Here is a 19979-nt window from a genome sequence, read left to right as displayed (position 1 = left end):
AAACATGAATCAATAAGTCCCAAACTAAACAATATTGATTCCGCAACTTAACCGCTTACAAATGACACTACTACAAAATTCCCTCATTATATGCTTATGCTTTTTTTGCTGCTCCATTAGTGCACAGCAAATTAGTATAGATGACTCGTTTACAGAGCAAGAGCTTATAGAAAACAATCTTATTCAAGGTTGTGTAGAAACATCAAACATTCAATCTCAAGTCAACGGTCAAGTCAACGGGTTTAGTAGTTTCGGATATTTTGAACGTGCTGGTTCCAATTTCCCTTTTCAAAACGGAATAGTGTTATCCACAGGAAATGCAACTTCTGGAGGAAACACATTAAATACAGCCGTTTTAAATGAAGGTCAGCCCAATTGGATGACAGATACCGATCTTGAAACAGCTTTAGGTATTACAGGAACCGTAAACGCAACGTCTATTGAGTTCGATTTTATTTCAGTAGCTAACCAAATTCAGTTTAATTATATATTAGCTTCCGAAGAATACTTTGGAAATTTCCCTTGTCAATATTCCGATGGTTTTGCCTTTCTTATTAAAGAAGCAGGAACCAATAATCCATACGTTAATATCGCAGTAATTCCAGGAACAGCAACACCTGTGAACACCAATACCATACATGATGAAATTGTTGGATTTTGCGAGGCATCTAACGATCAATTTTTTGAAGGCTATAATCTTGGTGACACCAATTACAATGGTCGAACGACTGTAATGGCAGCTTCAGCTAGCATTCAACCAAATGTGCAATACCATATTAAATTAATCATTGCCGATCAAACTGATAAAAACTATGATTCTGCAGTATTTATTGAAGGAAACAGTTTTAATTCTACAGTAGATTTAGGTACAGATATTCAAACTTGTGCTGATTCTGTAACACTTGATGGCGATATCGGGAATCCACAAACCACCTACGAATGGTTTTTAAATAACGTTCTAATAGCTGGAGAAACTCAGCCAACACTTAGTGTGACACAATCTGGAGACTATCGCGTGGAAATCCAAATTCCACTTGCTGGTTCAACATGTATGATAGAAGACTCTGTAACCGTAATCTTGAGTTCTACACAGACAGCCGAACCAATTTCAGATTATGAATTATGTGATGATAGTAGTGGTGACGAAGTAGAAGTTTTTGATTTATCTTCAAAGGATGCCGAAGTATTGGCAGCTGTTCCGTCGTCTAGTTATACCATTTCTTATCATTTAACAGCAAATGATGCTCAAACTGGCGCAAATGCTATTTCTGGTACATTTCAGAATACATCAAATCCACAAACGGTTTTTATAAGAATTGTAGATACAATCAATGGTTGCTTGGCATTTCAAAATTTCAATTTAATTGTCAATCCGTTGCCAACCATTACACAACCTACTATTTTATTAGCTTGTGATGATATCGATGCCGACGGATTTACAACTATAGATTTATCTCAAAAAGATGACGAGATTACAAATGGAAATTTCGACTTGGCAGTTACATATCATTTCACCCAAAATGATGCAGATAATGGTGTTAATGCTATTCCGTTACCATACGTAAATACAAATCCAACAGAAACCATTTTTGTAAATGTGACTAATGTGAATACTGGGTGTACATTAACAACAACTTTAAACATTGAAGTTCTTGGCAATCCTGTTATCAATATAGAAAACCATTATATAGAAGCATGTGACCAAGACCATGATGGCTTTGCAACCTTTGATCTCACCTCAATTATTGATAATGTTCTAGAGGGCTTAACTGGAGTAAATGTCACTTTCCATGAAACTCAAGAAGACGCAGATCTAGGTGTCAACCCAATAGCAAACGACACGAATTATGCAAATATTAATATTGATGAGCAAACCGTTTTTATAAGAGTTGAAGATGCCAATACAGGTTGTGCTTCTACAACTCCAATCGAAATTCATACTAACCTTTTGCTAACAGCAACTAACATTATAGATTTTAATAATTGTGACGAAGGTAATGATGGTCTTGAAGAATTTGACCTTAATAATGTTGCTGAATTTATTGTTGGCGACGTTGACGAGGTTATGGAATATTTAGTTGATATTCATTTTTATTTAACTGAAGATGATAGAGACAATCAAGTCAATCCAATTGATCCTGCTGTTCCTTTTTTGCCAACAACTAATCCACAAACGTTATACATCACATTAACAAGTCCAGAATGTCAAGAAGTTGCGGTTATAGAATTTAATATCTTTCCAATTATTGAATTTGCGCCTATAGGTAATCAAGCCGTTTGTGATGAGGATCAAGATGGTTTTACAACCATAGACCTAAGTACTTATGATTTACTTATCACAACAGGTCAAACAGATTTTTCGGTGAGCTATTATGCTACAGAAGCTGATGCAAATACAGATAGCAATGTCTTGCCAACGATGTATACCAATGTAGCGAATCCGCAAACCTTTTTTACAAGAATAACATTTGATGATACTGGGTGTTCGGATTTCAATGACTTTGAAATTGAAGTCTTACCTGCTCCACTTTCAAATGAACCAACAGATATTATCATTTGTGATAATGACCAAGACGGTATTTCAATTATTGATTTGGATACTAAAGTTTCAGAATTGGTTAATGACTCCACAAACAGAGCTATAACATTCTACAATACGTTTAACGATGCCGAAGCAAATACCAATGTTATTACTACGTCGTCATTATATTCGGCTAGTACAGAAACAATTTTTGCTAGAATTGAAAACACCATAACAGGCTGCCACTCTACTGAAGACTTTGAGATAATTATTAATACGCTTCCAAATTTTACTGCTCTTTCAAACTATAAAATCTGTGAAAATGCCAGTGATGGTATTGGCGATTTTGTTTTTGAAACTAAAGATTCTGAAATTTTAAACGGTCAGTCTGGTAAAGAAACACTTTACTTTTTAAACCAAAACGATGCAGAGAATAGCACCAACGCCATTAATAAAACAACAGCTTATCAAAATAGTTCTAATCCACAAACCATCTTTGTAAGAGTTCAAAATATTACTGATGTAGATTGCTACGGAACAGCTTCGTTTATCATTGAAGTTGGAACAAACCCAGTATTTAATGTTCCTACTGATTGGTTTGTATGTGATGATATTTCTAATGATGCTTTTGAATCCTTTAATTTAAGTTTGAAAGTGGATGAAATTTCCGAAGGGATAAGCGACACAGTAGATATCACATTCTACACAACTTTATCTAATGCCGAAAATCAAGTTAATTCGATACCATTACAATATACAAATACAGTAAATCCACAACAGATTTTTGCAGTTATAGACAACGGAACCATTTGTAATTCGATTGCAAGTTTTGAATTGAACATTATACAAGTTCCAGATGTGAATCTTGCACTGCCAATTACGACTTGTGATGATGATTATGACGGTATCACAGTATTTGACATCACACAAGCAGAATTTGATGTTTTAGATGTGAGACAAGATGACATTACTGTAACCTATTTTGAGACCATGACCGATTTGGAAGCAGATATCAACACGATTCCAAATCCGGATAATTATACAAATCTTTCGAATCCGCAAACTGTTTTCATTAGAGTGACCAATACGATTTCAAATTGTTTTCTAGCAATTCCCTTAGAATTAGAGGTGAATCTTCCTCCTGCAATAAATAATTTTGGAGCCTATGAAATCTGTGAAAATGCGAATAACGAAATGGATTTAACCGAAATCAATTCGACATTATTAGTCCAAACAGCAAATGTACTGGTAAGCTATTACGCTTCAGAAGCTGATGCACAAAATCAAGTGAATGTTTTAGATACTAATTATACCTATCTGTCAAATAACGACACCTTGTTTGCAATAGTAGAATTCTCGACTACACACTGTTTCTATATTCATGAATTTATTTTGCAGGTCACCCCATTGCCTATTGTAATTCAACCAAATGATATAGAAGCTTGTGATGATGATTTCGATGGCTTTTTTGAGTTTGACTTAACACAACAAAATGAACAAATCCTTGGCGGACAAAATCCGAATAACTTCACTGTAAGCTACTATTTAGATATGGTTTTAGCTGAAGAAGGTGTTGGTAGTCTAGGAACAACTTATGAAGCTCTAACAAATGAAATCATTTACGCTAGAGTTGAAAATAATACAACTGGATGTTACAGTATTATATCGTTTATGACTGTTGTCTTTGAAAAACCAATTGTAGATATTGACGATCAAGTCATTTGTTTAGAAAATCTGCCGTTAATTGTAAGTGCGAATACTAATATCGCTGGAGACCAATATTTATGGTCTACAAATGACACAACTCCTGAAATTGAAATTACTCAAATAGGAATTTATTCCGTTACAGTAACTACACAAGAAGGCTGTGAAACAACTCGTGTCTTTTCGGTTTCAGAATCGGAAGCAGCAACAATAGAGATTACAGAAACTGTAGATTTCTCTGACCCTAATAATATTACAGTAACTATTAGCGGAATTGGTAATTACTTGTACCAATTAGACGATGAAGAACCTCAGCAATCCAGTGTTTTTGAAAATGTAAGCTTAGGTTATCATATCATTACCATAATTGATTTAAACGGTTGTTCTGAAGTTTCTAAAGAAATCGTAGTCATTGATGCGCCAAAATTCTTTACACCAAATAATGACTCCTATTTTGATACATGGCATATTACTGGAGTCGAAACGCTCACCGGAACCATCATTTATATTTATGATCGCTACGGAAAACTCCTAACAACCCTAGATTCAAATTCAAAAGGTTGGGATGGTTTCTATAATGGACATTTGATGCCTGCAAATGATTATTGGTTTGTTGCAGATGTGAGAAAAGGTAGTATTGCATTTCAAGTTAAAGGTCATTTTTCTTTGCGTTTGTAATAATAATCTTAACACTTTTTAAGCTTTAACAACTCATTCTATGTGTATCTTTGCAATCGGAAAAATTGCAAATGAAGTCCATACTCAAAATTCTTTGTCTTCTAATTACAGTTACGCTTTTTGGTCAGAATATTACTGTAGACAGCCAAACCTTTTCAGCGCAACAGTTAATTGAGGACATCTTAATTGACAGTGATTGTATTGATAATGTGGTAGTGACCAATGTTGTTGGAGGCGATTTCACGAATACAGATCAAAGTTATGGTTTTTTTGATGCAACAGGAACCACATTCCCTTTTGAAACAGGAATCGTCCTAAGCACGGGACGACTGTCTAATGTTCCAGGCCCAAATAACACATTGAGTGATGATGATGCACCTAATTGGCAAGGTGATAATGATTTGGAAACCATTCTTAATGAAACGAATACTACCAACGCTACAATTCTAGAATTCGACTTCACTTCTGTGGCTACTGAAATTAGCTTTCGCTATATTTTTGCTTCGGAAGAATATCAAGAAGGCAATTCAAATACCTGTCAGTTTTCAGACTTATTTGGATTTTTGATTCGACCGATTAGTGATCCTCAGTACACGAATATTGCATTGGTTCCTGGAACTAACACACCAGTAAAAGTAACAACTGTGCATCCAGACCTTCCTGGATGTGATGCAGAAAACGAAGCTTATTTTGAAAGCTTTAATAGCGCATTCTCTCCTATTAATTTTAATGGTCAAACGACAATACTGACTGCAACAGCGCAAGTCATCCCTAATGAAACGTATCATGTAAAATTGGTAATTGCCGATGAGCAAAACTTCAGATTTGATTCTGCTGTGTTTTTAGAAGCCGGAAGTTTTAGATTGTCTACAGATTTAGGTCCAGATCGACTAATTGCCAATGGTAATGCCATTTGTGGTGATGAGACATTTCAGATTCAAACCAATGAACCTGGAAACACAAATACCTATAAATGGTTTAAAGATGGTGTTGAACTTATTGGTGAAACAAATACCTCTTTAGACATTTCCGAAACTGGAATCTATAATGTTGAAGTAACTAAAGGAACTTGCCTTTTATTTGGCGAAGTTATTATTGAATATGCCGAAAATCCAGTGGTTTTTAATTCAGTACTCATAGAATGTGACCAAAACCAAGATGGTTTGACCTTTTATAATCTTTATGATGCTGAAGGTGATGTCACCAACAACGATACGTCTATTTTTGTAACAGACTTTTTCCTAACAGAAAGTGATGCTGAAACGAATAGCAATGCCATAATGGAAGTTAATAGTTTCCAGAATACGAATCCGTTTCAAACCGTTTATGCAAGAGTTGCCAATCAAGCCAATTGCGTTAGTATTGCTGAAGTAGAATTACAAATTTCAAATAATATCATTGCTATTCCTAATCTTGAAATCTGTGATAGAGATACTGTTGATGGTATAGCTGAGTTTAATTTGAATGACATTACAACTTCGATAGCTAATCAAATTCCTATGGATGCTGTGGTAACGTTTTACGAAACCGAGGAAGATGCCTTTTTAGAAGCAAATCCGTTGCCTAACACATTTCAGAATGTAACTCCGGATACGCAAACTATTTTCGTTAAAGTAGAAAGCAATAACCAATGTTATGCTATTTCTACTGCAGAATTGGTTGTTTTATACACGCCCGTTTTAATAGATAATGAAACAGTCATCTACTGTCTAAATAGTTTCCCAGAAACCATCACTTTAGTTGGAGGAGTTTTAAATGATGAGCCAAGTAACTACTATTACGAATGGCAGTTTAACGGAAGCACAACTGCTATAAACACGACATTTAACGACATTAACGAACCTGGAACTTATATAGTTATTGTGACCGATCCAAATGGTTGTTCGTCTAGTAGAACAATAATAGTTCTCGCTTCAAATGTGGCGACTATTGAGGATGTAATCGTTTCTGAAGGTTCGACTAATAATTCAGTTACCATAGAAGTATCGGGAGAAGGTGATTACGAATTCGCTTTAGATGATCCAAATGGAATGTATCAAGGAGAAAACACCTTCACCAATGTTGTTGCAGGGTTTCATACGGTTTTTGTTCGTGATATTAATGGTTGTGGAGTCACAGAAAAAGTAATTTCGGTTTTAGGGTTTCCAAAGTTTTTTACGCCAAATGGCGATCCATATCATGAACGCTGGCAAGTCTATGGAGTGAATTCGCAATTTAACCAAGGTACAGATATTAAGATTTTTAGTCGCTACGGAAAATTGCTCACACAGTTCACTAACGAAAGTGCTGGTTGGGACGGCACTCTAAACGGACAAGCCTTACCAAGTGATGATTATTGGTTTGTTGTTACACTTCTTGATGGCAGAACATTCACTGGACACTTTGCGTTGAGACGTTAATTGATTATTTTTTTATGATTAGGATCAGGGCATTTTGTTTTCCTAAAACAAAAATTCTTTATGAGATGGAACGTTCTATGTTCTTGTTCAAGGAATTTAGCTTCAAATTCAATTATCTTATCTTCAGCAATTTCAGTTTTACCTCCCTCATCATTAATATCTTCAAGTTAATAATCTTTGCTGTAAATTATCAATTACCTCAACCGAAGCCGATTTCCTAAAACGTTTAAAAATTGTTCTGGATGAAAAAATCACCAATCCCGATTTTACAAGCGAAGAATTTTCAGTAACGATGCATATGAGTCGAACACAACTGTATAGAAAATTAAAAGCGATTGTTGGAATGAGTGCTTCAGAATTTATAAGATATCAACGTTTAAAATTAGCAATAGACTTACTTAAAAAATCTGATGCTACTGTTTCTGAAATTGCGTATCAGGATGGACTTAATACCCCTTTTTACTTCATAAAGTGTTTTAAAGAAGGCTACAACTGTACTCCAAACGATTATATTTCCAAAAATTAATTTTCACAAATAACTCATTTTCAGCATTTTAAAATATATTTTCAAAGTGTGTTACATATGTTTCATACTTTGATACATATCTTCTACCCTCATCTTCAGCTTCTCTATAATTTTACATCAATCAAGAATTTAATAGCACATTTCTAGGATGGATAATAATCCAAAAGTAAAAGACGAAAAGATATACCTCAGTATCGATCATCTAAAAAAGGGGACCTACAAACTCAATATCCTATTGAAAAACGAAATTATTAATACGATAAAATTTATCAAACGATAGTAAAGACGCCATTAATCAGCTGAATAAAGGGAGTAACAATAAACGCGGAGTTAGCGTTGCCTCCTTTTCTTATAAAATTTAAATCATGAAGACATTATTGACACTACAAATACTCTTATAATTTTAGAAAAAGGTAATGATGTTATGTTTACTTATAATCAATTCCAAACACAAAAGATAAACACACAAAATAAACACACATTATGAAAACAAAACTCACATTACTTATCTTATTAATAACCTTAATAGGATATTCACAAAACGGAATCAATTACAAAGCTGTTATTAAAGATGACCTAGGTAACGTGGTTGCAAATGATCTTATTGTCGTGCAATTTACTATTCTAGAAGGTATAACTAGTGTGTTTTCTGAAACACATACTCCAACTACCGATGGTAACGGAATAGTTATCGTAAACATTGGAGAAGGCACGCTAATTTCCGGAACTTTCTCTTCGATTGATTGGACAAGCGATAACCATTTTTTAAACGTTCAAATTAATACTGGAGGCAGCCTGACAGATATGGGAACGACTCAATTTAAATCAGTGCCTTATGCCATAACAGCAAGCAAAGCCATAACAGCAGGTAATATTGAGTTGCCTTACTATGATGAAACAATTCAATCTGGTGCAGCATTTCATGTACACAATGATTTCTCGAACGGTCGTTTCGGAATTGCTGGTTCGGTTGGTACGGGAGGCGAGATCTTACCAGCTAATAATGCAGGTGTAATGGGCGTTGGAGTCTTAGGACACGGGGTATATGGTGTATCCAAAACGAGTTTCTTTGCAGGTGTACAAGGGGTCTCTGAATCCCCTACAGGAGTAGGTATCCAAGGCTACGGTTTTGGAGGTGGTGTAGGAGGCCATTTTTATACAACTTCTTCGGGAGTAGCTGCCTTGACTACTGGTACAGGTAATGTTGGAATTGGAATAGACGATCCAGAAGAAAAATTGCATGTAGGAGGAAGTTTATTTGTTCAAACAAATTTAGGAAGCCTTTTTCTTGGATTCCCAAATAATGGAAACAGATGGGATATAAATACTATTGGAAGTGGTGCTAATTTGCAATTTAGATCTAAACCAGATGGTAGTTCTACAAGTTCAACGCGATTTAGAATGCTACAAGGAGGCGAATTTCAAATGGGAACTACCTCTTCAGCCACTGCTTGGATGCATATTCGAAACAATTCAACCCTTAACAAACCGCAACTTAAACTAGAAGAAGTAGGCAATGATTATGCTCGCCTAGAATTAACTAATGATGCCGCCCCTGGTTCCTACTGGCATGTAGCTGGTTTACCCTCTACCACAGCATCCTCCGCAAAACTCAATTTTTACTTTCGAAATGCTTCTGGAGCCGGAGATAAAATGACTATTACTGGAGATGGACAGGTTGGTATTAATACTAGTAATCCGAGTGCGCGATTAACTATCAATCAAGGAAGTCAATCCGTTGGTACCGGACTCTCTTTTAGGGATAATACGGCTAACCAAGATTGGCATATGACTCATGGGTTTGCGCTTCGTTTTCATTATGGGAATACATTAAAAAGTTTTATCAACGCTACCACTGGAGCATATACTGTAGGCTCTGATGTGAACTTAAAATCCAATATACAAAATATTAATACCATTTTAGATCGTGTTAAAAAATTGAGACCAACAAGCTACTCCTATAAAGATGATACTTCGAACACAAAAGCTTTAGGGTTTATTGCACAAGAAGTAGAACCTATTTTCCCTGAAGTTGTGCATTTTTCTAAAGAAGACAATTTATACGGAGTTGATTACGCTGCCTTTGGAGTCATTGCAATTAAAGCAATTCAAGAACAACAAAGTATCATAGAAAACCAACAAAAACAAATTGATGAGCTTAAAGTACTAGTAGCAACCATAATTAATAAACAATAGAGTTATGAAAAAATTACTTATACTCCTTATTATTTTGAGCTCCACTAATTTAAGTTTCGCTCAAACCATAGAAAAATTCAGCATCGATTCTGGGGGTGCATCAACTTCGGCTGGTGGTATTCAAATATTGTATACTATCGGAGAAGTCAATGTTCAAGAATTAAACACCTCGAGTGTTTCCATTTCCGAAGGATTCATTAATGCAGAGTTTAGAATTCTTATTGACCCGATTGTCCTTTTACAAGGACCAATATTAGTGCCTTCAGTAAATGGACTAATGAACGATGTTTTAAGAGAAAGCGGACTCCTACCAACGACTAGTCCGTATGAAGATAATGCAACTTGTAATGCAACAGTATTTGATGTTACAGGTAATAACGCCATTGTCGATTGGGTTTGGTTAGAGTTGAGAGCAGCTGATGATAACCAACGTCTCATCAACGCACGTTCGGCATTAGTACAACGTGATGGTGATGTTGTTGATATGGATGGCATATCAACCATAATAATGCAAGCGGCTCCTACCAATTATTTTGTAGTCGTAAAACATAGAAATCATTTAGGAGCAATGAGTTCGGCAACGATTGGTCTATCAGATAATGCTATTACAACGGTAGACTTCTCAAATAATAGTTTTTCAACTTTTGGCAGTAATGCACAAGTTATATTAGGTTCTGGAGATAGAGCTCTTTGGGCTGGTGATACCAATACCGATGATAGCATCATCTTTTCAGGAAGTAATAATGATGTTAATGCCATTAAAGATTACATCCTTGCCGATCCGAGTAACTTCTTAAATTTTATTACATACGCATCATCAGGTTATCTCATTCAAGATATTGATTTAAGTAGTGCTGCCAGATTTTCTGGCTCACCAAACGATAGCAATATCATAAAAGACAATATACTTAACCATCCAGGAAATTTCCTAAACCTACCAACATTTACAATAAGCACAACGGTTCCACCAAAAAATTAAATATAAAAATTATGAAAAATCTTTACACATTACTTTTCGCATTTGCATTAACTTTTACTGGCTTTTCACAGAGTTATCAATTTGGTATTGTACAAAACACTGGTTACAATTTTTCTATCGTAGCTGTTCCAGATTTTGACGGCACAAATACTGATATTTCAGATATTGGTTTTGCCCTAATGTTGCCCGCTGGTGACGCAGATATTATTAATGTCTCTCCGTTTGACGGTAGAGCCTGGACAGCTAACCAAGTTAACGCTACTCAATTAACAGGTGCTGGGTTAGGCGATGGCACTCGAGATGCATTTGTTTTGAATTTACCTCCTGGTCAGACTATTTTATCACATGCTACAAATACGCCTTTTGTTCTAATCACTTTTGACATAAGCAATAATCCAACCTCTGGTCTACTTGAGATCTTAACCAATTCAGATCCAATTGCTATTGGCCTTGGTGGTGCAGTCGATAGTTTTTACAATTCCAATATCGATGCCACTACAACTCAAGACTATTATAATGGCGTGGTACCAGGACAAGAAGATTTCATGCTTGAAACATTAGAGGTTATAGATATCGAAATTGAAAACTATACGATATCTGTTTATCCAAATCCTGTAATAGATATGCTACATGTCTCAACTAATCTTGAAATAAAACAACTCATTTTGTATGACATTTTAGGAAAGCAAGTGCTTATAGTAAAAGACACGAAATCCATGATAGTAAACCACTTAAATTCAGGTAATTATATTCTGAAAATACAAACGAATAAGGGCAACATAATCAAAAGAGTAGTCATAGAATAAACACATCTCAATTGTCAAAACATTTAAATCACTTAGTCTATTATTCCTTATCTATAATTCTAAACTGCAGTAGTGATGATGGAGAACAATTATAAGTAATCGAACTATTAAACGCTCGAAAATGGTATCAGGAACTTTGACTCGCCATTACTAAGTCCTGTTATCGCATTTAGTTGGTTTAAAGACTATGAAATTGATTAAAAAAGATAATAATCAAAACGTTAAAAGCATTTATAGATTTAGTCACTTTATCGTAACTTTGCTACATGCGTTTCAAAGTACAATCCGAATTCAAACCTACAGGAGATCAACCTCAAGCCATCAAACAATTAGTTAAAGGTATTGAGACGAATGAAAAATACCAAACCCTCCTAGGAGTCACAGGTTCTGGTAAAACATTTACAGTGGCCAATGTCATTGAAGAAGTACAACGACCAACGCTTGTTTTGGCGCATAATAAAACATTGGCGGCACAATTGTACTCTGAGTTTAAACAGTTTTTTCCTGAGAATGCTGTGGAGTATTTTGTATCCTATTATGATTATTACCAACCGGAAGCTTACATTCCTACTTCAGGAGTTTATATAGAAAAAGATTTATCCATCAACGAAGAAATTGAGAAGATGCGATTGAGTACAACCTCTTCTCTACTCTCTGGTCGTCGAGATGTGATTGTAGTCGCATCAGTATCCTGTTTATATGGTATTGGGAATCCAGTTGAATTTCAAAAGAATGTGATTTCGCTGGAAATCAATCAGGAAATTTCTAGAACCGATTTACTGCATAGCCTTGTTCAGAGCTTATATTCTAGAACAGAAGCCGATTTCAAACATGGTAATTTCCGAATAAAAGGAGATACCGTTGATGTCTTTCCAAGCTATGCTGATGATGCTTTTAGAATTCACTTTTTTGGTGACGAAATCGAAGATATTGAGCAGTTTAATATTCAAACCAATGAAGTGATTGAACATTATGACCGTCTCACTATTTATCCTGCTAATATGTTCGTCACCTCTCCTGATATTTTGCAAGGCGCGATACGTGAGATTCAGGATGACCTCGTAAAACAGCATGATTATTTCAAGGAAATTGGCAAACACCTCGAGGCAAAACGTTTAAAAGAACGTACCGAATTCGATCTAGAAATGATACGTGAATTGGGCTATTGCTCAGGGATTGAAAACTATTCGAGATATCTAGATGGTCGACAACCAGGAACACGACCTTTCTGCTTATTAGATTATTTCCCGAAGGACTTTTTAATGGTTGTTGATGAAAGTCACGTGACCATATCTCAAGTTCATGCTATGTATGGTGGTGACCGAAGCCGAAAGGAAAATTTGGTAGAATACGGATTTCGTTTACCTGCAGCCATGGATAACAGACCTCTAAAATTTGAAGAGTTTGAAGTTTTACAAAATCAGGTGATTTATGTGAGTGCAACGCCTGCAGATTACGAACTCCAAAAAACAGATGGTGTTTTTGTAGAACAAGTGATTCGACCAACCGGATTATTAGATCCTATTATTGAGGTGCGTCCAAGTTTAAATCAGATTGATGATTTGATAGAGGAAATGCAACAGCGTATTGAAAAAGATGAACGTACACTAGTTACTACACTTACTAAACGTATGGCAGAAGAGCTAACCAAATATCTAGATCGCATTCAAATTAGATGTCGGTATATTCATAGTGATGTGGATACTCTGGAGCGCGTACAAATCATGCAAGATTTAAGAAAAGGAGTCTTTGATGTTCTGGTTGGTGTTAACTTACTTCGTGAAGGCTTAGATTTACCTGAAGTATCCTTAGTTGCAATTTTAGATGCAGATAAGGAAGGCTTTTTACGTTCGGCACGATCACTAACACAAACTGTTGGTAGAGCTGCTAGACACTTAAATGGCACAGCTATTATGTATGCGGATAAGATGACTAAGAGTATGCAAAAAACAATTGATGAAACCGAATATAGACGTGAAAAGCAAATTGCTTATAATACGAAACATAATATCACTCCAACGGCATTAAACAAAAGCTTAGATAATGCCTTGACCAAAAACTCGGTAAGCACATACAGTTATGAGTTAGAAGCTGCAAGAGCTGCCGAACCTGAAAGCGAATATTTAACTAAGAATCAGTTGGAAAAGAAAATCCGTGAAAAGCGTAAACTAATGGAGCAAGCTGCCAAAGCTTTAGACTTTATTATTGCAGCACAATTGCGCGATGAAATTAAAGGATGTCAAGCGAAGTTAGAGAAGCTGAAAGTATCTTAGTTATACTGAACCTTGAAGATATCAATTAAAAAGTCTGGTGGTACAATTTTATTAGGAAAGCTTTCCATGAGGTCTAACACACGATTAATAGCTTCGTGACCTAAACCCATTCTCAACCCGAAATTATGCAACTTTACTAGTTCTTTACTAGATATATCTTGGTCTAAATTCATTAGCAATACTAGCCTGTGAAATTGAACAATACGCTCACTATGTGAATTTAAATACACATAAGTTACAGGGTGTTCGAATAAGTAATTAAAATCTTCTTTTGAAATCTCTAATTGCTTAGCAATACTAGAGAGAAATTTATATTCAATGGATTTTATATTTTCATCAGTCTGTGCAAAGGCTATCATTTCAGACAGTAAACTTAGCTTTTCTACACGGTTTATCATATGAGAGGGATTCTTAATTGTTAGTTTTATAAATTTAAAAGTATTGTTTAGATTATAATCATTGATAATTCGTAGGTCATCGAAAAATTAAGTGTAATTCATCGTACTTTTCTTACTATTACACTATAATTTATCACAACTCACTGATATACAAATATTTACGTAAACCGTGCCGTTCGTCGATTTTTTGACTATAAAAATTTATTATCGATGAACTACGTATTAAATAATTATTAAATTTTATGTACTTTCGTTTTAATCGATTTACCAATGAAAAAAAACATAGTTTCATTTTTTCTCTTACTTTTTTTAGTCGGAAATAGTTACGCTCAAAGCACAGCTTCAAAGCATGTATCAACTTTCAGCATAGAAGCGCCTCAACTTAAAACCCATAAAATAATTTGGGTATATACACCAAAATCCTATTCAGATTCTAAAAAGACGTATCCTGTTATTTATATGTTTGATGCACAAAATTTATTTGATGCAAAGACTTCTTATGTTGGCGAATGGAAAGTAGATGAGTATTTGGATACTTTAAAAGATAAGGAAGTTATCATCGTTGGTATAGAGCATGGCAATGAAAAACGTCTTGAGGAACTCACACCATATCCTCATGAAACATATGGAGGTGGAAAAGGTGATACCTTTATGCAGTTTATCATTAATACTGTAAAGCCACATATTGATGTCGTCTATCGTACAAAACCTGAAGCTGAGTATACAGGGATTTTTGGTGCATCGCTTGGCGGACTAATGGCATTTTATGCAACGATTACATATCCTGAAATCTTTAGTAAAGCAGGTGTGTTCTCTCCATCGTTTTCGGTAAGCACTAAAATATTTGATTTGGTATCGAATTCGGAAATTCCTAATACTTCAAAATTTTTATTTTTGGCTGGAAGTAAGGAAGGTGGCAGTATGGTTTCTAATCAAGAGAAAATGGTAACCTTATTATTAAAAAAGGGCATCAAGACAACTCAAATTCAAAATAAAATAATAGAAGGTGGCGAACATAATGAAGCTTTATGGAGTTCAAATTTCCCTGAAGCCTTTCAATGGTTAATGACACCAAATACTAAAAACTAAAAACTATAAAATGACTAACAACGATATATTTAAAAAATTAAGAGTTGCACACAAATTACGTGATGATGATATCATCAAAATTCTTGAGCTTGTAGATTTTAGAGTTTCAAAAAGTGAACTTAATGCCATGTTTAGGAAAGAAGATCATCCCAATTATATGGAATGTGGTGATCAAATTCTGAGGAACTTTCTTAACGCATTGATTATCCATCTACGTGGACCAATGCCAAAACCACAGCCAAAGAAAAAAAGCTAGAACACTTTGAGGAATAGGAGCGTTTACTCATTTCTAGTTACACTTCTCTTTTTTTGTAATGTTCAAAATCAATCAATTGTGATACAACTGTAGCGACATTTGATGAAAAGCATATTGAGTTAATCAATAGTTTGACAAAAAGCACCAACACTTGTACAGGTGATAAGAAAGCTGAATTTGAACACGTATTAAAGGACCAACAACATTAATAAAAAAAAGCTCTCAAAACTGAGAGCTTTTTAATTTGTAAAATATGAAATTTTACTTGTTACCTATTATTTTCACAGGCACCAAAAAGTTTTTTAGATTACCGATAACATCTTTAGATATCTTCTTATAATTTAAGCGGGCTTTTATAAAACTGTCCAAAGCTTTATTTTCAGTATCCACAGATATTACTACAATTTCATTGTTTTGGTTAATGGTTAATTCTACCATCGTGCTAACGTCATTGTCGAATTGAATTCTCGGATTTTTCAATAATTGAGTTATTGTTTCCGTTACAGTTTCTGGTTCAGCTGTCTCAATTGGATCTGTGCTGGCTGAAATCGCACTACTAAACGTAATCGCTACGACTAGTACTAACATTTTTAATGTTTTCATGATTGTTTGTTTTTTAGATTGATACTTAAATGACGAACAATTTTTGCAATTGTTACACAATACCTGTGTAATTTAACAGTGTTTAACACTTATTCGCAATTTATTAACACAAACAATACAAAAAAGCCCCCAAATATGAGAGCTTCTTCAATATATATATAATTTAGTCTTAAGCTAAAACAGCCTGTACTTTATCTGCAGCTTCTTGGAATTCAGTTGCACTCATTACATCTAAACCAGAATTATCAATTAATTCTTTTGCAATGTCTGCGTTCGTTCCTTGTAAACGTACAATGATAGGCACATTAATTGTTCCCATATTTTTATAAGCATCTATAACGCCTTGAGCAACACGATCACAACGAACAATACCACCAAAAATATTTATCAAAATGGCTTTCACCGCTGGATCTTTTAAGATAATTTGAAAAGCTGCTTCTACACGAGCAGCATCTGCTGTACCACCAACATCTAAAAAGTTAGCTGGCTCTCCTCCTGCTTGTTTAATTAAATCCATCGTTGCCATCGCTAATCCAGCACCATTTACCATACATCCTACATTACCATCCAGATCAACATAGTTTAATCCTAATTCTCCTGCTTCAACTTCAATAGGGTTCTCTTCACGTAAATCACGTAAAGCAGCTAAATCTTTATGTCTAAATAAGGCATTAGCGTCTAAAGACACTTTAGCATCTACTGCCATAATTTTATCGTCACTCGTTTTTAAAACCGGATTGATTTCAAATAATGATGAATCAGATTTTACGTAAGCTGTATATAAAGACGTTACAAATTTTGTCATGTCCTTAAATGCAACACCAGATAATCCTAAGTTAAAGGCAATTTTACGGGCTTGAAATGGTAAAATCCCAGTTGCAGGATCTATTTCTTCATTGAAAATTAAATGAGGTGTCTCTTCAGCAACGGTTTCGATATCCATTCCACCTTCTGTAGAATACATAATCATATTACGACCTGTCCCTCTATTTAAAAGTACAGACATGTAATACTCTTCTGGTTCAGAATCTCCAGGATAGTAAACATCTTCAGTTACTAAAACTTGGTGAACACGCTTTCCTTCAGCAGACGTTTGAGGTGTTACCAAATCCATTCCTATAATTTGACCAGCTATAGTTTTTACTTCATCTAAGCTCTTAGCCAGTTTTACTCCACCACCTTTTCCACGGCCACCTGCGTGAACTTGTGCCTTAATAACGTGCCATCCAGTACCTGTGTCTTCAGTTAATTTCTTAGCTGCTGCAACTGCTTCATCAGCATTCTGTGCAACGATACCACGTTGAATACGTACGCCAAAACTGTTTAATAATTCTTTTCCTTGATATTCGTGTAAATCCATTTGGTTTTGAAATTTATGGTTTGGCTTCAGCTAGTTTTCCGAAGTCATTTTTCAATATTAGTTTCAGCCACAAAAATAAACATACTAAAAGTTTTTACCAATAGTTTTCATTATTGATTTAAACACTTATAATTTTATAAAATAGAACATCATATGTATCAATTTTTATTTTCCTTGACCTGTTTTAGTCCTTTAAGCGTTTAATTACCGAAAATGCTTTATCAACCAAGTAGTCTTCAACCACTATTGTAAACTCATTAGTAGTAGAGACCACTTCATATAAGGTAATATTCTCCCATGCTAAACGTTTAAAAATTTGATAATATAACCCAGCAATTTTCGAATTTCCACTTGGCAAATAAATACTAATTGCAGACAATCTATCTTGTAGTCCTATCTGTGTTTCATTTTCAAACGCCTGTAAGATACTTTCCTTCTCTGAGGTTGATATAATAATATTGCTTTCAAACATACCACGGGTAAAGGCATAAAAAATTTGATGATTCGCACTGATTTTTTCTAAAACTCGCGAATGACTATGTATTAAAGTTTTAGAATTTTGAAATGTAAAATCGCTTAAATTTGAACGCACTGTAATGTCTCCTAATTTTTTAAAGACCTTTTTTAAACGAATGGAATTTTCAAGATTTAAAGGTTGGTGGTGCCGCCGCAATGCCATCATTATCGCACCATCTTTCACAGGCTTGCGTAACATCTGAGAAATAGGGGCATTTAAATCTTTAGCTAAAGCAGAGAAATTAATGATTTGTCTGGACAATCCTTCTTCTAAAAAAGGGCTTGATACTATTATTTCTTGTACACAAGATGCTATTGTTTTCAATTTGTTAACTATTTAACATTTTGTGTAAAAATAGCAATATTTTTTCATTTTCATGTTTTAACTAATGATTACACTTATTTTTGACTTGTTAAACACATTGAATTATAAGATTTAAAGATAATGGAACAAAACACCTTATTACAGATTGCTAAGGACTATGGAAGTCCTATTTATGTTTATGATGCTGAAAAAATCAAATTTCAGTATAAACGTTTAACATCAGCATTTGGCAAGGTCAAACAGTTAAAGTTGAACTATGCCGTTAAAGCATTGTCCAATATTTCGGTTTTGAAATTATTTAATCAATTAGGTTCTGGATTGGATACGGTTTCAATACAGGAAGTGCAATTGGGACTAAAAGCTGGTTTTAAGCCAGAGCAAATTATTTTCACACCTAATGGTGTTTCTCTTTCGGAAATTGAAAAAGCGGCGAAGCTTGGCGTTCAAATTAATATCGATAACCTTTCGGTATTAGAACAGTTTGGAACAAAACATCCAAAAACACCTGTTTGTATTCGTATTAATCCGCATGTGATGGCTGGTGGAAATACTAATATTTCCGTAGGCCATATTGATAGTAAGTTTGGGATTTCGATTCATCAGATTCCGCATTTATTACGAATTGTAGAAAACACAAAAATGAATATCAACGGAATTCACATGCATACAGGCAGTGATATTCTAGATATTGACGTGTTCTTGTATGCTAGTGAAATTTTATTTGATACGGCTAAAAACTTCAAGAATCTTGATTTTATAGATTTCGGTTCTGGATTTAAAGTCCCGTATAAACCAGGTGATATTGAAACCAATATTGAAGAACTTGGCGAAAAACTGTCAAAGCGTTTTAATGCCTTTTGTAAAGAGTACGGAAAGCAACTAACTCTAGCTTTCGAACCTGGAAAATTCTTGGTAAGTGAAGCTGGCTATTTCTTAACACGTGTGAATGTAGTTAAGCAAACGACTTCAACGGTTTTTGCTCAAGTTGATTCTGGATTTAATCATTTGATTAGACCAATGCTTTATGGATCACAACATGAAATCGAGAATATTTCTAATCCGAAAGGACGTGAACGTTTTTATTCGGTTGTAGGTTATATCTGCGAAACCGATACATTTGCCAATAACAGGCGTATTAGTGAAATTGCTGAAGACGATATCCTAGCCTTTAAAAATGCTGGAGCCTATTGTTATTCCATGGCATCAAATTACAATTCGCGTTATCGTCCTGCTGAAGTGTTGTGGCATAATAAGAAAGCTCATCTCATTAGAAAAAGAGAAACCTTTGATGATATATTAAATAATCAGGTTGAAATCACACTCTAAATAAAAAAGCGCTATAAATTTTGT

The 19979-nt window shown here is 34.7% G+C and carries 14 protein-coding genes; 10 read left to right on the top strand and 4 right to left on the bottom strand.

What is annotated here, in order from left to right:
• The first annotated feature begins 61 nt into the window (after positions 1–61).
• From V7719_RS09205 to uvrB, 7 genes are all read left to right on the top strand, one after another.
• Complete coding sequence (locus V7719_RS09205; RefSeq protein ID WP_335729599.1) at positions 62–4903, top strand: choice-of-anchor L domain-containing protein; 4842 nt, start codon at positions 62–64, stop codon at positions 4901–4903.
• Positions 4904–4974: 71 nt separating this feature from the next.
• Positions 4975–7302 carry a choice-of-anchor L domain-containing protein gene (locus V7719_RS09200; protein WP_335729598.1) on the top strand — a complete coding sequence of 776 codons (2328 nt, stop codon included), beginning with the start codon at positions 4975–4977 and terminating at the stop codon, positions 7300–7302.
• Between the two features lie 298 nt (positions 7303–7600).
• Positions 7601–7828 (top strand): helix-turn-helix domain-containing protein, encoded by a 228-nt coding sequence (locus V7719_RS09195; protein WP_335729597.1) that lies wholly within the window; start codon positions 7601–7603, stop codon positions 7826–7828.
• Between the two features lie 483 nt (positions 7829–8311).
• A complete protein-coding gene (locus tag V7719_RS09190) occupies positions 8312–10024 on the top strand; it encodes a tail fiber domain-containing protein (RefSeq protein ID WP_335729596.1) in 1713 nt (570 codons plus the stop codon).
• Between the two features lie 4 nt (positions 10025–10028).
• Positions 10029–11003, top strand: coding sequence for a hemagglutinin protein (locus V7719_RS09185; protein ID WP_335729595.1), 975 nt, complete (start codon positions 10029–10031; stop codon positions 11001–11003).
• 11 nt (positions 11004–11014) lie between these two features.
• Positions 11015–11809: a T9SS type A sorting domain-containing protein gene (locus V7719_RS09180; protein ID WP_335729594.1), complete on the top strand. Its 795-nt coding sequence runs from the start codon at positions 11015–11017 to the stop codon at positions 11807–11809.
• 266 nt (positions 11810–12075) lie between these two features.
• Positions 12076–14082 carry an excinuclease ABC subunit UvrB gene (gene uvrB / locus V7719_RS09175; RefSeq protein ID WP_335729593.1) on the top strand — a complete coding sequence of 669 codons (2007 nt, stop codon included), beginning with the start codon at positions 12076–12078 and terminating at the stop codon, positions 14080–14082.
• On the opposite strand, the gene V7719_RS09170 is transcribed toward uvrB, so the two are convergent.
• Entirely contained in the window at positions 14079–14480 is a 402-nt protein-coding gene (locus tag V7719_RS09170; RefSeq protein ID WP_335729592.1) for a TerB family tellurite resistance protein, read from the bottom strand. The two genes, uvrB and V7719_RS09170, sit on opposite strands and share 4 nt — an antisense overlap.
• Before the next feature lie 270 nt (positions 14481–14750).
• Between V7719_RS09170 and V7719_RS09165 the strand changes: the two genes are divergently transcribed.
• Together V7719_RS09165 and V7719_RS09160 are read left to right on the top strand one after the other, a co-directional pair.
• Positions 14751–15569, top strand: coding sequence for an alpha/beta hydrolase (locus V7719_RS09165; protein ID WP_335729591.1), 819 nt, complete (start codon positions 14751–14753; stop codon positions 15567–15569).
• A gap of 10 nt (positions 15570–15579) precedes the next feature.
• The gene (locus V7719_RS09160) at positions 15580–15825 is read left to right on the top strand and encodes a DUF1456 family protein (RefSeq protein ID WP_335729590.1); all 246 of its coding nucleotides are present in this window, start codon (positions 15580–15582) and stop codon (positions 15823–15825) included.
• A 261-nt stretch (positions 15826–16086) separates the two neighbouring features.
• Here V7719_RS09160 and V7719_RS09155 read toward each other — a convergent pair whose 3' ends face one another.
• From V7719_RS09155 to V7719_RS09145, 3 genes are all read right to left on the bottom strand, one after another.
• On the bottom strand, positions 16087–16428 hold the full coding sequence (locus V7719_RS09155) for a hypothetical protein (RefSeq protein WP_335729589.1): 342 nt from the start codon (positions 16426–16428) through the stop codon (positions 16087–16089).
• 169 nt (positions 16429–16597) lie between these two features.
• On the bottom strand, positions 16598–17788 hold the full coding sequence (gene sucC, locus V7719_RS09150) for an ADP-forming succinate--CoA ligase subunit beta (RefSeq protein ID WP_335729588.1): 1191 nt from the start codon (positions 17786–17788) through the stop codon (positions 16598–16600).
• 184 nt (positions 17789–17972) lie between these two features.
• Positions 17973–18629 (bottom strand): hypothetical protein, encoded by a 657-nt coding sequence (locus tag V7719_RS09145; protein ID WP_335729587.1) that lies wholly within the window; start codon positions 18627–18629, stop codon positions 17973–17975.
• A 120-nt stretch (positions 18630–18749) separates the two neighbouring features.
• On the opposite strand from V7719_RS09145, the gene lysA reads away from it, so the two are divergent.
• Complete coding sequence (lysA, locus tag V7719_RS09140; protein WP_335729586.1) at positions 18750–19955, top strand: diaminopimelate decarboxylase; 1206 nt, start codon at positions 18750–18752, stop codon at positions 19953–19955.
• Positions 19956–19979: the final 24 nt, after the last annotated feature.

The organism is Psychroserpens sp., assembly GCF_036960315.1.
In the GTDB taxonomy this organism is placed as follows: Bacteria; Bacteroidota; Bacteroidia; order Flavobacteriales; family Flavobacteriaceae; genus Psychroserpens.
The sequence above is the reverse complement of the archived record's forward strand: the minus strand, read 5'-3'. Positions and strand labels throughout refer to the sequence as shown.